General features: G+C 73.0%; 13 protein-coding genes. 3 read left to right on the top strand and 10 right to left on the bottom strand.

What is annotated here, in order from left to right; all coding sequences use genetic code 11:
- Window positions 1-79 precede the first annotated feature (79 nt).
- Window positions 80-724 carry a CGNR zinc finger domain-containing protein gene (locus tag RB614_RS07655; RefSeq protein WP_308711672.1) on the top strand — a complete coding sequence of 215 codons (645 nt, stop codon included), beginning with the start codon at window positions 80-82 and terminating at the stop codon, window positions 722-724.
- On the opposite strand, the gene RB614_RS07650 is transcribed toward RB614_RS07655, so the two are convergent.
- The 6 genes from RB614_RS07650 to RB614_RS07625 all read right to left on the bottom strand — a co-directional run bounded on the left by RB614_RS07650 (window position 721) and on the right by RB614_RS07625 (window position 5,966).
- Window positions 721-1,887, bottom strand: a complete 1,167-nt coding sequence (locus tag RB614_RS07650) for an AAA family ATPase (protein WP_308711671.1) — start codon at window positions 1,885-1,887, stop codon at window positions 721-723. The genes RB614_RS07655 and RB614_RS07650 overlap by 4 nt on opposite strands.
- A gap of 311 nt (window positions 1,888-2,198) precedes the next feature.
- The gene (locus RB614_RS07645) at window positions 2,199-3,086 is read right to left on the bottom strand and encodes an ABC transporter ATP-binding protein (protein ID WP_308711670.1); all 888 of its coding nucleotides are present in this window, start codon (window positions 3,084-3,086) and stop codon (window positions 2,199-2,201) included.
- 9 nt (window positions 3,087-3,095) lie between these two features.
- Window positions 3,096-3,890, bottom strand: coding sequence for a hypothetical protein (locus RB614_RS07640; RefSeq protein WP_308711669.1), 795 nt, complete (start codon window positions 3,888-3,890; stop codon window positions 3,096-3,098).
- On the bottom strand, window positions 3,887-4,564 hold the full coding sequence (locus tag RB614_RS07635; protein WP_308711668.1) for a hypothetical protein: 678 nt from the start codon (window positions 4,562-4,564) through the stop codon (window positions 3,887-3,889). The genes RB614_RS07640 and RB614_RS07635 overlap by 4 nt, the downstream gene beginning before the upstream one ends.
- Window positions 4,561-5,430 (bottom strand): anti-sigma factor family protein, encoded by an 870-nt coding sequence (locus RB614_RS07630; protein ID WP_308711667.1) that lies wholly within the window; start codon window positions 5,428-5,430, stop codon window positions 4,561-4,563. Before RB614_RS07630 ends, RB614_RS07635 begins: the two co-directional genes overlap by 4 nt.
- Window positions 5,427-5,966, bottom strand: coding sequence for an RNA polymerase sigma factor (locus RB614_RS07625; RefSeq protein WP_308711666.1), 540 nt, complete (start codon window positions 5,964-5,966; stop codon window positions 5,427-5,429). Before RB614_RS07625 ends, RB614_RS07630 begins: the two co-directional genes overlap by 4 nt.
- A gap of 121 nt (window positions 5,967-6,087) precedes the next feature.
- On the opposite strand from RB614_RS07625, the gene RB614_RS07620 reads away from it, so the two are divergent.
- Both RB614_RS07620 and RB614_RS07615 read left to right on the top strand, forming a co-directional pair.
- Window positions 6,088-6,651, top strand: coding sequence for a dihydrofolate reductase family protein (locus tag RB614_RS07620; protein WP_308711665.1), 564 nt, complete (start codon window positions 6,088-6,090; stop codon window positions 6,649-6,651).
- 132 nt (window positions 6,652-6,783) lie between these two features.
- Window positions 6,784-7,368: a hypothetical protein gene (locus RB614_RS07615; protein ID WP_308711664.1), complete on the top strand. Its 585-nt coding sequence runs from the start codon at window positions 6,784-6,786 to the stop codon at window positions 7,366-7,368.
- 150 nt (window positions 7,369-7,518) lie between these two features.
- Here the strand turns inward: RB614_RS07615 and RB614_RS07610 are convergent, their stop codons facing one another.
- Genes RB614_RS07610 through kdpB form a run of 4 tightly spaced genes read right to left on the bottom strand, consistent with a single transcriptional unit; the run spans window position 7,519 to window position 13,894 of the window.
- A complete protein-coding gene (locus RB614_RS07610) occupies window positions 7,519-8,217 on the bottom strand; it encodes a response regulator (RefSeq protein ID WP_308711663.1) in 699 nt (232 codons plus the stop codon).
- On the bottom strand, window positions 8,214-10,865 hold the full coding sequence (locus RB614_RS07605; RefSeq protein ID WP_308711662.1) for a sensor histidine kinase: 2,652 nt from the start codon (window positions 10,863-10,865) through the stop codon (window positions 8,214-8,216). Before RB614_RS07605 ends, RB614_RS07610 begins: the two co-directional genes overlap by 4 nt.
- A 3-nt stretch (window positions 10,866-10,868) precedes the next feature.
- Complete coding sequence (locus tag RB614_RS07600) at window positions 10,869-11,744, bottom strand: potassium-transporting ATPase subunit C (RefSeq protein WP_308711661.1); 876 nt, start codon at window positions 11,742-11,744, stop codon at window positions 10,869-10,871.
- Window positions 11,744-13,894, bottom strand: a complete 2,151-nt coding sequence (gene kdpB, locus RB614_RS07595; RefSeq protein ID WP_308711660.1) for a potassium-transporting ATPase subunit KdpB — start codon at window positions 13,892-13,894, stop codon at window positions 11,744-11,746. The genes RB614_RS07600 and kdpB overlap by 1 nt, the downstream gene beginning before the upstream one ends.
- Between the last annotated feature and the right edge of the window lie 19 nt (window positions 13,895-13,913).

The raw sequence follows: 13,913 nt of genomic DNA, 5'->3' as shown, positions 1-13,913 counted from the left end.
CGTAAAGGCATGTTTCCGGTGAAACGCGTTACGCCGGTAACGCTAGCGGGGAGCGGCGTAACTGGTAAAGTGCTTTTTGATGGAAACATTGAGCGGCGTCGAGCGAATGCGGATCGTCGGCGGCGACCTCGCGCTCGACTACGTCAACACCCGGAGCGGTCCACCCGACGGCCCGCCCGACGACGACGTCCTGCACGGCTACGAGGACGTCGTGGCGTGGGCCTCCTACGTGGGCATGCTCACCGGCTCGGAGGCGGCGCGGCTGGGCCGGCAGGCGTCGACGGAGCCCGACGAGGCCCAGGCCGTGTTCCGGCGTGCGCTGCGCGTCCGGGACGACCTCGACGCGCTCTTTCGGGCGGCCCCCGCGGGTGGGCGGCCCTCCGCCCGGCACCTCGGCCGGCTGCGCGACGACACGGCGGAGGCGGTCGCCCACGCGCGGCTCGTCCCGGCGGAGGGGGGTTACCGGTGGCGCTGGACCGAGCCGCGGGACCTCGGGCGTCCACTGTGGCCGGTCGTGCACGCCGCCACCGAGCTGCTGACCGCCGGCCCGCTGGACCGGATCAAGGCCTGCGCGGGATGCCGCTTCCTCTTCGTCGACGAGAGCAAGAACCGCAGCCGCCGCTGGTGCAGCATGGACGACTGCGGGACCGCGGCGAAGATCCGGCGCTACGTCGCCCGCCGCGCCGCCAGCCAGCGCCATGCTTTGATCACAAAGCGGGTTTAGCGCTTGGGCCACTGCCAGGCGGGCTGGTCGAAGCGGCCCTGCCCGGCCACCTGGGTCTCGCCGAGGTCCTTGACCAGCTCGATCCGGGTCAGGTCGGGCTCGTCGTGGGCGAGCGCGTCGATCAGCGGTCGGCTGTGGCTGACGACCACCACCTGGGTACGCGCGGCGCCGCCCGCGATCAGGGCGGCCAGCGGCCGGATCAGCTCGGGGTGGAGGCTGGTCTCCGGCTCGTTGAGCACCAGCAGCGCGGGCGGGCGCGGGGTCAGCAGCGCGGCCGTCCACAGTAGGTACCGCAGGGTGCCGTCGGAGAGCTCGGCGGCGCCGAGGCCACGGAGCAGGCCGGGCTGGCGCAGCCGCACCTCGAAGCGCCCGCCCTCGACGGCGATCTCCAGCCGGCTGCCCGGAAACGCCGCGTCGATCGCGGTCTCCAGCGCCGCCCCCTCGCCGATCTCCCGGATCGTCTGGAGGGCAGCGGCCAGGTCCCCGCCGTCGTGGCCGAGCACCGGCGTGCGGGTACCCACCCGTGCCTCCCGGGCCGGGGCGCCGGCGTCGGTGCGGAGCTGGTCGTAGAAGCGCCACGACCGGACCCGCTCGCGGAGGGTCAGCAGCTCCGGTGCCCGCTGCGGGTCGCTGTACTCGCTGAGCATGCTGTCGAATGGCCCCACCGCGTCCGCGAACGCCGACCACGCGCGGTCCTCGCGGATCCGCAGCGCGGTGCCGGCCCGCTCGACCAGCGTCGTAGCCGGCCGCAGGATCGGGCCGGCCCAGACCACCTCCCGCTTGACCTGCGGGTCCAGCTGGAAGGCCGACTCCTCCGGCTCGTTCGGCAGGCCGAAGTCGATCGCGTACCCGAGGTCGTCGCCGGCGAAGCCGAGCTTGAGGCTGACCGGACCGCGCCGCACCGTGCCCTGCACCGGGTACCTCCCGGCCCGCACCGCCTTGCCGATCGTCGCCGGTCCGGCCCAGAGCGTGGAGGGGAGCCCGCCCTCCCGGGCCAGCGCGGCCACCGCCCCGTTGCGGGCCGAGTCGGCGAGCAGCCGCAGCGCCCGGTACAGGCTGGACTTGCCGGTGCCGTTCGCCCCGGTGACCACGGTGAGCTGGCCCAGCTCGACGACCAGGTCGCGCAGCGAGCGGTAGCTCTGCACGGCCAGTGTGGTGATCACGCGGGCCAGGTTACCGGCGCCCGCCGGCGCACCGATGAGTTTCCGGGCTCCGGTCGGTCTAACAGGTCGAGAACGGGGGCCGGCGCCGCCGCCCGGGGGGCGGCGGCGTCGGAGGGGACCGTCAGCTACCGGGTGGCGCCGGCGCGCTAGGCCCTGTTTCAAAAGGATTGTCGAGGCGAGCCGGAGTCCAGGCGGCGATCCGGCAAGCCGGGCGCAAGGTCGCATACCGGTGTTGTATGCGGCCTTACGCCCGGCGCCGCCGGTCGTCGTCTGGGCCCGGCGCAGCCCGGCAAGGATTTTCGAAGCAGGGCCTAGGGCCGCATGGCGTCTTCCGCCGCGCCGGGCTGGGCGAGGGCCAGGTAGCCGTCCTCGAGCGTGGGCGCGAGCGGCTCGGCGTCCGGTGCGGGCGGTACGGACGCGACCACCCGGTACCGCAGCCCGCCCTCCACCGGCAGCGCCGAGACGACCGTGCCGCCGGTCGGCGCCGGCCCGGCCGTGACCACCGACCACACCCGACGGTCGGCGCGGCGGGTGAGGTCGTCCACGGTGCCGCGGAAGACGAGCCGCCCCTTGGCCAGCACCGCCAGCTCGCGGCAGGTCTGCGCGACGTCGTCCACGATGTGGGTGCTGAGCAGCACGGTGCGCTCCCCCGCGAGCTGGGACAGCAGGGTGCGGAAGCGGATCCGCTCCTCGGGGTCGAGGCCGGCGGTCGGCTCGTCGACGATCAGCAGGCGCGGGTCGGCGAGCAGGGCCTGGGCGATACCGACCCGGCGGCGCATCCCGCCGGAGTAGCCGCGCAGCCGCCGGTCCGCGTCGCCGGTCAGCGCGACCACCTCCAGCAGCTCGCCGACCCGGCGCCGGCGGGTGGCCCGGTCGTCGATGCCCTTGAGCAGCCCGACGTAGTCGAGGAACTCGCGGGCGCTCAGGTCCGGGTAGACGCCGAGGTCCTGCGGCAGGTACCCGAGGACCCGCTGGACCGCCTGCCGCCCGGCGCGGCCGGTCACGTCGTACCCGCCGATCCGGACCTCACCCCCGGTCGGGCGCAACAGGCCGGCGAGGATCCGCATCAGCGTGGTCTTGCCGGCGCCGTTGGCGCCGAGCAGCCCGAACATGCCGGTCGGCACGAGCAGGTCCAGGCCGTCGAGGGCCCGCCCCTTCCCCTTGTACGTCTTGACGAGCCCGGAAATCTCGATCCGCAACGGTGACTCCTAACGCGTGGTGCGGGCGCGCAGCGCGGGCGCGGCACTGAGGACGAGAGCGGCGACCGCGAGCAGTACGCCGATGGAGAGCCAGGCGGTGGCGGCGGTGGCCGCCGGTCGCAGGAAGTTGAGCGTGGCGTCGTCGACCGGCCCGGCCAGCACCACGTCGCCGCCCGGCCCGCCGTAGCCGAAGAGCTCCTGGAGCGGGTACGGCCCGATGGGCGAGATGAGGCTCTGCGACAGCGTCGGCATCAGCGTCGGGTGGATCGAGTTGCCCCAGAACCAGTACCCGACGAACAGCACCCGGAACAGCGGCGCCGGGATGAGCAGCGGTACGACGAGCGCGAACGCCCCGACGAAGAGCACCGCCGGCAGGATAACCACCGCGAATAGCGCGGCCGCCCAGGCGAGCGCGACCGGATGGCCGGCGGTGGCGGCGTAGAGCACGGCGAATCCGAAGTAGATGATCGCCAGTGGGACCGCCGCGGCGGCGCACGAGCCCAGGTACTTGCCGGACAGGCGGCCGGCGGTCGAGGCGGGCGTGGCGTCGAGGATGGGCGCGACGCCGAGCTTGTCGTCGCGGACCAGGCGGTCGGCGAGGAAGCAGCCGTAGACGACCGGCAGGATCAGGTTGACCAGGAACGCGCCGGAGGTCATCGCGACCTTCGCCGACGGCTCGTCCAGCGCGTCGGTGAGCAGGTTGGCGGTGAGCAGGCCCAGCAGGGCCACGATGACGCCGTTCGCGATCCACATGGACCGCTTCCGCGCCTGCATCCGGAACTCGTACACGAACGCCGCGGTCATTCCGCTTCCTCACGGAGGAGGCGCTCTGCCCGCCCGAGCAGCGCCCAGCCCAGCCCGGCGAGGACCAGCGCGGTCGCGACGAGCGTGAGCCGGTTGGCCGCCCAGCCCTCCGGTACGGCACCGCGGGTGGTTTCGAAGAGGTACAGCGTCCGGGACCAGTCGCGCCCCTGCAGCAGCCCGGGGAAGACCTGCTGCACGATCCACCAGGTGGTGACGAGCCCGCCGGCCGCCGCCGGGCTGCGGAACGCCGCGCCGGCCAGGAAGCCCAGCCCGCCCAGCCACACGGTGGGGGCGAGCCAGACGAGCTGACCGCTGAGCGCCCCGCGCTCCTGCGGCATCCCGCCGGTCGCGAGGAGGATGCCGGCCACGAGTACCGCCAGGAGGGCCGCCCAGCCGAGCGTCACCGCGAGCCGCCGCAGCAGCGTCGAGCGGTAGCTGGTCGGCACGGTGAGCTGGAGCTCGACGGCGGGGTCGCGGCCGACCAGCGAGGCGGCGCCCACCCCGGCGGCCAGCGGCAGGACCATCTCCAGCGCGGCGAGCAGGGTCCGGTCGGTGTCGTCCCCGCCGTCGAGCAGGGCGAGGAGCAGGAGTGCGGCGGTGGCGACGGGCGGGGTCAGCAGCGCGGCCCAGCCGGCCCGCCGCACCTCGTACCGCCACAGGTCTGTTGGTCTCACGCCAGGTGGGTAGCGCGGTGGTGGCGGATCGGTTCACCCCGGCCGGCGAAGACCACGGCGAGCGCGGTGAGCGCGGCGGCGGCGAGGACGGTGCCGGCGTTCGTCGACCACGCGAGCCGTACGGCGTCGAGCGCCCAGTCCACGTCGGCGAGGAGGCCGCCGGCGAGCACCCGCAGCGACCACAGCATCAGGGCCGCCCCGGCCGCCACGTCGGCGCCGACCCGTACGGCGAGCACCAGGGTCAGCGCGGAGAGCAGCGCCATCGGCCCGAGCCACGCGTCGACCAGCGCGAACACGCCGCCCGGATCGCCACCCAGCGCGGCGAGCACCCCGGAGGCGGCGAGCGCGAGCAGCAGGTCGTACCCGAAGATCAGCGCGATCCGGGCGAGCAGGATCAGCGCCGGCGCGGTGGGCGCGGCGGCCACCACCTCGAACGCGGGGTCGCGGCGCGGCCCGTACAGGCCGGCGATGCCGAGCGCGGCCACGAACGGCGCGACCAGGGCGAGCACCTGCCCGGCCAGGCCCTGCGGTGACGCCGCGGCCAGCACCACGCCGAGGGCCATGGCCAGGGCGGAGGCGATCGGGACCACCGGCCGTACCAGCCGCGCCTCGGCCCGCAGCAGCGCGAGCGAGAGCCACGCCGGCCGCCGGGTGGGTGGCGGCGGCCCGTCCAGCGCGCTGCGCAGCAGCACCCGGTGCACCAGCTCCGGCCCCGGGGGAGCGGGCGGCTCGACGGCCGCCGCGAGGGAACGCCAGGCCGCCACGTCCGCCCGGCACCCGGCGCACCCGGCGAGGTGCGCCTCGACCTCGGCCCGGCCGGCGGGGTCGAGGGCACCGGTCGCGTACTCGATCAGGTTTTCGTTCATTCCGGCACCCCCTGGGTGGCGAGCGTGCGGGCCAGCGCGGCCCGGGCGTGGTGCAGGCGGCTCTTGACCGTGCCGACCGGTACGCCGAGGACGGCGGCCGCCTCGGCGAGCGGCAGCCCGGCGACGAAGACCAGCGCGACCACGTCCCGCTGGTGGTCCGGCAGGTCGCCGACCGCACCGGCGAGCGGGCTGCCGCCGGCCGCGGCGATCGCCAGCTCCTCCGGCCCGGGTGCCGGGTCCGGGCGGTCGACCGCCTCGAACGGCGCCGGCGGCGGCTGGCCGCGCAGCCGGTAGTACGCCTGGCGGCGGGCGATGCCGAAGAGCCAGGTCGAGACGGTGGAGGCGCCCGCGTACCCGCCGGCGGAGCGCCACACCGCCAGCATCGTGTCCTGCAGGACCTCCTCGGCGACCATACGGTCACCAGCCAGTCGCAGCAGGTAGCCGAAGAGGCGGCCGGCGTACGCCTGGTACAGCCGCGCCAGCGCGCCGCCGTCCCCCCGTGCCACCTGCGCGAGCAGGGCCGCGTCGTCGTCCATCACCGATTGGTAGCACCTGGCGGGCGGAAAGGTTCACGCGTCGACAACGCCACTCACGTCTCCATACGCTTAACATCCTACGGTCGGGCAAGTGGCGCGCGAGCCACCGAGAGGTAGAGCCATGGCCAAGCTGGTTTACCTGACGAACGTGTCACTCGACGGCTACATCGAGGACGAACGCGGCGCCTTCAGCTGGTTTCCACGCGACGACGAGGTGTTCGCGTTCACCACCGGCCTCCTGCGGTCCGTGGGCACGTTCCTCTACGGGCGGCGCCTGTACGAGCTGATGGCCGTCTGGGAGACCGACGCCGCTCTGGCCGCGCAGTCCGACCTCATGGCCGACTTCGCCCGCGCCTGGCAGGCGCCGAACAAGGTCGTCTACTCCACGACCCTCGCCGCAGTGTCAACCGCCGACACCCGACTCGAGCGCCGTTTCGACCCCGCCGCGGTACACCAGCTGAAGGCCACGGCCAGCGGCGATCTCACCGTAGGAGGTGCCAACATCGCGACGCAGGCCTTCAGGGCCGGGCTGGTCGACGAGTGCCAGCTGCTCGTCTGGCCGATCGTCGTCGGCGGGGGCAAGCCAGGGCTGCCGACCGGCATGCGCGCCGAACTCGAGCTCCTCGATGAGCGCCGATTCCGAAACGGCGTCGTGTACCTGCGCTACCGCCCCCTCGGGCAGTGACCGGCAGCCCTGTCCGGTTCGCCGGCGCCGGCATGACGGGCGCAGCGCTGACGACCGACTCGGCCGGTTGACCTCGCCCGTCACGACCTCGGTGAAGCCGGAATGAAGCAGGTCCGTGTTTCGATGGGGAGCATGACGGAGGTGGCTGCCCCGCGGCAGGCCCGGCTGGCCGACCGCTGGCCGACCGGGCTGGCGATCGTCACGGTGGCGTTCGCGATCGGCCTGATGGTCATGGTGGACGACGAGGCCGAGCTCTTCGGCCCGAGCGTGGCCGTGATGGCCGGGATCTACCTGTTCGCCTACGCGCTGGGCCGCCCGTGGACGGCGTGGCTGGCGTTTGCGGTGATGAGCACCGTGATGTCGGTACTACAGGCGCTGCACCGGATGGACGTGTCGTGGGCCGACCCGTTCGTCGGGATCGTGGTGGTCGTGGTACTGCTGTGGCTGGCGGCGGTCGCCCGGCGACGGTTCAGGGACGTCGACACGTTCTCGCTGCAAACCGCCGGCATGGTGGTCTTCGGCGTGATCACGCTGGTCTGCGCGGCCGCCGCACCCCGCCTCGGCGCCGCGGTGGCCGGTGTGGGGTTTCTGGCGCACGGCCTCTGGGACGCCTACCACTTCAGGGTCGGCAAGGTCGTGCACCGGACCTGGTCGGAGTACTGCGCGGTCATCGACATCCCCACCGGGATCGCCCTGATCGTCGTCGCGGTGGCATAAGGCTCTGGATTCACGCCCGCGCGGGTCGGGTGGCGCGCCACGGGCCATTACCCGCGGGCGGCGACCAGGCGGATCGCGGGCGTGCGGGTGGCGGAGAGGGTGGTGAGCACGCTCCCCGCGGAGACGATCACCGTGGCGCCGAGCACGACCTCATCGGGCGAGCGTCGAGCCGAGGTGCAGCCGGTATCCCATGCCGGGCTCGGTGAGCAGGTGCTGCGGGTGGGCGGGGTCGTCTTCGAGCTTGCGGCGCAGCTGCGCCATGAACTGGCGCAGGTAGTGCGTCTCCTTGAGGTACGTGGGACCCCACACCTGGTCGAGGAGCCGCCGCTGGCTCACCAGCTTGCCGGGGCTCTCGGCGAGGATCTCCAGCAGGTGCCACTCGGTCGGCGTGAGCCGTACCGTGGCGCCGTCGTCGCCGTGGATCAGCCGGTCGGCGATGTTCACCGCGTACCGGCCGATGCGTACCGTCGGCGGGCGGGCCGGGGTGGTGGTGACCCGGCGGGTGGCGGCGCGGATCCGGGCCAGGAGCTCCTCGACGCCGAAGGGCTTGGTGACGTAGTCGTCGGCGCCGGCGTCGAGGGCGGCGACCTTGTCGGCGCTGCCGGCCCGGCCGGAGAGCACGATGATCGGTGCCGCGGTGCGGCCGCGCAGGCCGCGGATGACGTCGACGCCGTCCATGTCGGGCAGGCCGAGGTCGAGCACCACCAGGTCGGGAAGCGTGCCGGCGGCGGCGCGCAGGGCGCTCGCGCCGTCGGCCGCGGTGTCCACCTCGTAGTCCCGGGCCCGCAGGTTGATCCGGAGGGTACGCAGGATCTGCGGCTCGTCGTCCACCACCAGGATCCGGGTCATTGGCTGCTCTCCCGTTCCGCGGTGGGGCGCCGGCGCAGCCGCTGCACGATGGCGCGGTCGGCGACCTCGGCCGCCTCCGCCTCCGTGGCCGCGTCGGCGGCCGTGACCGCGCTCGCCTCGGCCGACGGCAGGGTGAGGATCATCGTGAGCCCGCCGCCGGGCGTGGTGTCGGGCGCCAGGGTGCCGCCCATCGCCTCGGCCAGGCCGCGGGACAGGGCCAGGCCGAGGCCGACGCCGTTGTGGTTGTCCCGGTCGCCGAGCCGCTGGAACGGCTGGAACATGTGCTCGCGCGCGTCCTCGGGGATGCCGGGGCCGTGGTCGACGACGTGGAGCCGCACCGTCCCGTCCTGCTCCCGGGCGGTCACGTCGGGCGGCTGCTGGGGCGGGCTGAAGCGCAGGGCGTTGCCGATGAGGTTGACCAGTACCCGTTCGAGCAGCGCCGGGTCGGCGTGCACGGCGGGCAGCTCGGGCGGGATCCGCACCCGGACCGCGCGAGCGTGCGGGCCGAGCTCGTCCAGCGCCCGGGGTACGGCGTCCTCCAGGCCGATCTCCGCCATCGACAGGCCGAGGGCGCCGGCCTGCAGGCGGCTCATGTCGAGCAGGTTGGCGACCAGGCGGGCCAGCTTGTCCAGCGACTCGTCGGCGGCGGCGAGCAGCTCGTCACGGTCCTCCGTGGAGAAGTCGACGTCGTGGCTGCGCAGGCTGGTGACCGCGGCCTTGGCGGAGGCGAGCGGGGTACGCAGGTCGTGGCTGACCGCGGCGAGCAGCGCGGTGCGCATCTTGTCCGCCTCGGCGAGGGGCTTGGCGGCGGCGGCCTCCTGGGCGAGCCGCTCCTGCCGCAGGGCGAGCGCGGCCTGGGCGGCGAACGCCTCGACGATGCGCCGGTCGGCGGCGGGCAGCGGGTGGCCGCGCAGCACGAGGGCCAGGTCGTCGTCGATGGGTACGTCGGTGGCGCCCTCGCCGGGCGCGGCGCAGGGCCGGCCGCCGACCGTTGCCGCGATCCGCCAGGACGCCGGGTCGTGCGGCCGGTCCGGGCTGGGCGGGGCGTCCGGATGGCGTTCGAGCAGGGTGACCGACTCCAGGGCGAACGTCTCGCGGAGCCGTTCGAGCAGGGCCGGCAGCGGCCGGGCGCCGCGCAGGACGCTGCCCGCGACGGCCGCGAGGGTGGAGGCGTCCGCGCTGGCCCGGGCCGCTTCCCGGGTACGCCGGGCGGCGGTGTCCACGACCGCGCTGACCGCCACCGCGACGACCACGAAGACCAGCAGGGAGAGCAGGTTTTCCGTCTCGGCGATGGTGAAGCGGTGGATCGGCGGCGTGAAGAAGTAGTTGAGCAGCAGCGAACCGGCCAGCGCGGTCAGCACCGCCGGCCACAGCCCGCCGACCAGCGCTACGAGGATCACCCAGGCCAGGTAGAAGAGGATGTCGCTGGCCAGCGCCAGGTCGCCGCGGAGCGCCGACAGCACCACGGTGAGCAGCGGCAGGCCAACCACGGCCAGCGCGAACCCGGCGACCCGCCGCGGCCGGGACAGCGCCGCCTGCCCGGAGATGATCGGGCGGCGCCGCCCCTGGCCGATCTCCTCGTGGGTGACCAGGTGCACGTCGATCGCTCCGGACCGGGCGGTGGTGGTGACCCCGATACCGGCGGAGAAGACCTGCGCGAGCCGTCCCCGCCGGCTCGCGCCGAGCACGAGCTGGGTGGCGTTGACGCCGCGGGCGAAGTCGAGCAACGCCCGCGGCACGTCGCCGCCGATCACCTGGTGGTACGTGCCGCCGAGGCTCTCCACCAGCAGCCGCTGCCGGGCCAGCAGCGCCGGGTCGGCCCCGGCCAGCCCGTCCGAGCGGGCCACGTGGACCGCGAGCAGATCGGACCCCTTGCTCCGGGCGGCTATCCGGGCGGCCCGGCGGATCAACGTGTCACCCTCCGGCCCGCCGGTCAACGCCACCACCACCCGCTCCCGGGTCTCCCAGGTACCCCCGATGTGATGCTGAGCCCGATACCGATCCAACTGCTCATCGACCTTGTCGGCCAACCACAACAACGCCAACTCCCGCAACGCGGTGAGATTGCCGACCCGAAAGTAGTTACCCAACGCCGCATCGATCTTGTCCGGCCGATAGATGTTGCCATGCGCCATCCGCCGCCGCAGCGCCTCCGGCGTCATGTCGACCAGCTCCACCTGCTCGGCCCGCCGGGCAATCTCGTCCGGCACCGTCTCCTGCTGCACCACACCGGTAATCTGCTGCACCACGTCGTTCAGCGACTCCAGATGCTGGATATTCACCGTCGACAGCACCGTAATGCCGGCCTCCAGCAACTCCTGGATGTCCTGCCACCGCTTGCCGTTACCCGAGCCGGGCACATTCGTGTGCGCCAACTCGTCCACCACCGCCACCTGCGGCCGCCGGGCCAGGATCGCCTCGACATCCATCTCCTCGAACGTGGTGCCGCGATACGAAACCCGCTTACGCGGCACCACCTCAAGGTCGCCGACCAGCGCCGCGGTGTGCTTACGGCCATGCGTCTCCACGAACCCGACCACCACGTCAGTGCCCCGCTCCTTACGCCGGTGCGCCTCCTGCAACATGGTGAACGTCTTACCCACCCCGGGCGCGGCACCGAGGTAGATACGCAGCTGGCCGGGGGACATCGGTTACCGCGGAAACTCGCGGTCGAGGGCGAGGTTGAGCTCCAGTACGTCGACGCCGCGCTCGCCCATGAAGCCCAGGGCCCGCCCGTCGGTGTGCTCGTCGACGAGCCGCCGGACCGTGGCCAGGTCGGTGCCGCGTTCGCGGGCGATCCGGGGTGCCTGCAACGCCGCGTACTCGGGGCTGATGTGCGGGTCGAGGCCGCTGCCGCTGGCGGTGACCGCGTCCGCCGGCACGGCCGGCTGGTCCGGGGCGCCGCCGCGGATCGGGACGATGACGCCGCCTTCGGCCCGGTAGTCGACGCCGGTCTGGGCGCTCCGCACCGGTACCCCCTGGTAGGTGGAGATGAACGGGGTGCCGGTCTGGTTGACGCTGACCACGCGGGTGATCGGTCCGGTCAGCCCGTCGCGGTAGAACACGGCCAGGACCGCGCCCACGCCGTCCGGGGTGCAGTACGGCCGGCTCCCGTCCACGCCTTCCAGCTCGCCGACCGCCTTGCTGCGGGCGCAGACCTGGGTGAGCAGGCTCTGCGTCGCGTCGTCAGGGTTGTCGGCGAGCGTGTCGACGACGTCCTCCGGGCCGAGGTTGCTCGCGGCTGTGGAGGTCGGGTCGTAGCCGTCGCCGGCCGCGGAGGGGCGGGACTGGAAGTACGCGGGGATGGGGTTGCCGTCGGCGTCGGTGAACGCCTGCCCGATGATCGCGCTGCCGACGGTCTGGCCGGCGGCGTTTTCGACCAGCGAGCCCTTGGCGTTGCCGCGCAGGCCCGGCAGTTGGGCGACGCCGACCATGACCAGCGGGTACGCCAGGCCGAGGATGACGGTGAAGACGAGCAGCGCGCGCAGCGCCGCGAGGTGCTGGGTGAGCCAGCCGGGTAGACGCATCACGAGATCCCTGGGATGAACTGGATGAGCAGGTCGATGAGCTTGATGCCGACGAACGGGACGACCACGCCGCCGAGGCCGTAGATCCACAGGTTGCGGGTCAGCAGCTTCGAGGCGCTGGACGGGCGGTACCGGACACCCCGCAGCGCGAGCGGGATCAGCGCGATGATCACCAGCGCGTTGAAGATGACCGCGGAGAGGATCGCCGAGGTGGGCGAGTCCAGCCGCATCACGTTCAGCCTGTCCAGCGAGGGGTACACGGCCGCGAACATCGCCGGGATGATCGCGAAGTACTTGGCGATGTCGTTGGCGATGGAGAACGTGGTGAGCGCGCCACGGGTGATCAGCAACTGCTTGCCGATCTCCACGATCTCGATCAGCTTGGTCGGGTCCGAGTCGAGGTCGACCATGTTGCCGGCCTCCTTCGCGGCCGACGTACCGGTGTTCATCGCGACCCCGACGTCCGCCTGGGCCAGGGCCGGGGCGTCGTTCGTACCGTCGCCGGTCATCGCGACCAGCCGCCCGCCCTCCTGCTCCTTCTTGATCAGAGCCATCTTGTCTTCGGGCTTGGCCTCGGCGAGGAAGTCGTCGACGCCGGCCTCGTCCGCGATGGCCTTGGCGGTCAAGGGGTTGTCACCGGTGATCATGACGGTCCGGATGCCCATCCGGCGCATCTCGTCGAACCGCTCGCGCATGCCCGCCTTGACCACGTCCTTGAGGTGGATCACGCCCAGCGTGCGGGCCGTGGTGCCGCTCGGGCCGGTGACGCACTCGGCCACCACGAGCGGGGTACCGCCGGTCGCGGAGATTCCGTCGACGATCGGCCCGACCTCGTCGGTGGGGTGGCCGCCGTTGTCGCGCACCCACTTCATGACGGCCGCCGCCGCACCCTTGCGGATCTGACGGTCGTCGATGTCCACGCCGGACATCCGGGTCTGCGCGGTGAACGGCACGAAGTGCGCGTGCGGCATGACCCCCTCGTCGCGGGCCCGCAGCCCGTACCCGGTCTTGGCCAGCACCACGATCGACCGGCCCTCGGGCGTCTCGTCGGCCAGGCTGGAGAGCTGCGCCGCGTCCGCCACCTGCTCGGGCGTGACTCCGTCGACGGGCAGGAACTCGGACGCCTGCCGGTTGCCCAGCGTGATCGTGCCGGTCTTGTCCAGCAGCAGCGTGTTGACGTCACCGGCCGCCTCGACCGCGCGACCGCTCAGGGCGAGCACGTTGCGCTGTACGAGCCGGTCCATGCCGGCGATGCCGATCGCGGACAGCAGCGCCCCGATCGTGGTCGGGATCAGGCAGACCAGCAGCGAGGCGAGCACGATGCCGGTGACCCCGTCGGCGTTGATCGCCTGGGTGTCCGGCGCGGCGGCCTGGAACCCCTTGGCGAAGATCGCCATCGGCTGCAAGGTGACCACCGAGAGCAGGAAGATGATCGTGAGCGCGGCGAGCAGGATGTTGAGCGCGATCTCGTTCGGCGTCTTCTGCCGGTTGGCCCCTTCGACCAGCGCGATCATCCGGTCGATGAAGCTCTCCCCCGGCTTCTGGGTGATCTTCACGACGATCCGGTCGGAGAGCACCTTGGTGCCGCCGGTCACCGCGCTGCGGTCGCCGCCGGACTCCCGGATCACCGGCGCGGACTCGCCGGTGATCGCCGACTCGTCCACGCTCGCGATGCCCTCGACGACGTCGCCGTCGCCGGGGATGATCTGGCCGGCCTCCACGACGACGATGTCGCCCTGCCGGAGGTCGACGGCGTCGACCCGCTCCTCGCGCTCGGCGTCCGTACCCCACCCGGTGAGGCGGCGGGCGACGGTCTCCTGCTTCGCCTTGCGCAGCGTGGCGGCCTGGGCCTTGCCCCGCCCTTCGGCCACCGCCTCGGCCAGGTTGGCGAAGACCACGGTCAGCCACAGCCACACCGTGATCAGCCAGCCGAAGACCGACGGGTCGGTGATCGCCAGCACGGTGGTGAAGACCGCGCCGATCTCGACGATCAACATGACGGGGTTGCGCCACAGCGTGCGCGGGTCGAGCTTGCGCACCGCGTCCGGCAGGGACTTCCACAGCTGCTTCGGGTCGAGCAGGCCGCCGCCCACCGGCTTGCCCCGCTGGGCCGCCACCGGCGCCTCCGGTGTCACTGTCGTGACGGTCATTTCAGTCTTTTCCTTCTCT

The sequence above is a fragment of the Phytohabitans maris genome (assembly GCF_031085175.1).
In the GTDB taxonomy this organism is placed as follows: domain Bacteria; phylum Actinomycetota; class Actinomycetes; order Mycobacteriales; family Micromonosporaceae; genus Phytohabitans; species Phytohabitans maris.
This window is presented reverse-complemented; position numbering and strand designations above follow the sequence as displayed.

Coding starts and splice junctions, on each gene's coding strand:
- RB614_RS07655 (WP_308711672.1), top strand. CDS start 80: ATGGAAACATTGAGCGGCGTCGAGCGAATGCGGATCGTCGGCGGCGAC.
- RB614_RS07625 (WP_308711666.1), bottom strand. CDS start 5,966: ATGGACGACGACGCGGCCCTGCTCGCGCAGGTGGCACGGGGGGACGGC.
- RB614_RS07615 (WP_308711664.1), top strand. CDS start 6,784: ATGACGGAGGTGGCTGCCCCGCGGCAGGCCCGGCTGGCCGACCGCTGG.
- kdpB (WP_308711660.1), bottom strand. CDS start 13,894: ATGACCGTCACGACAGTGACACCGGAGGCGCCGGTGGCGGCCCAGCGG.
- RB614_RS07610 (WP_308711663.1), bottom strand. CDS start 8,217: ATGACCCGGATCCTGGTGGTGGACGACGAGCCGCAGATCCTGCGTACC.
- RB614_RS07640 (WP_308711669.1), bottom strand. CDS start 3,890: ATGACCGCGGCGTTCGTGTACGAGTTCCGGATGCAGGCGCGGAAGCGG.
- RB614_RS07630 (WP_308711667.1), bottom strand. CDS start 5,430: ATGAACGAAAACCTGATCGAGTACGCGACCGGTGCCCTCGACCCCGCC.
- RB614_RS07620 (WP_308711665.1), top strand. CDS start 6,088: ATGGCCAAGCTGGTTTACCTGACGAACGTGTCACTCGACGGCTACATC.
- RB614_RS07600 (WP_308711661.1), bottom strand. CDS start 11,744: ATGCGTCTACCCGGCTGGCTCACCCAGCACCTCGCGGCGCTGCGCGCG.
- RB614_RS07605 (WP_308711662.1), bottom strand. CDS start 10,865: ATGTCCCCCGGCCAGCTGCGTATCTACCTCGGTGCCGCGCCCGGGGTG.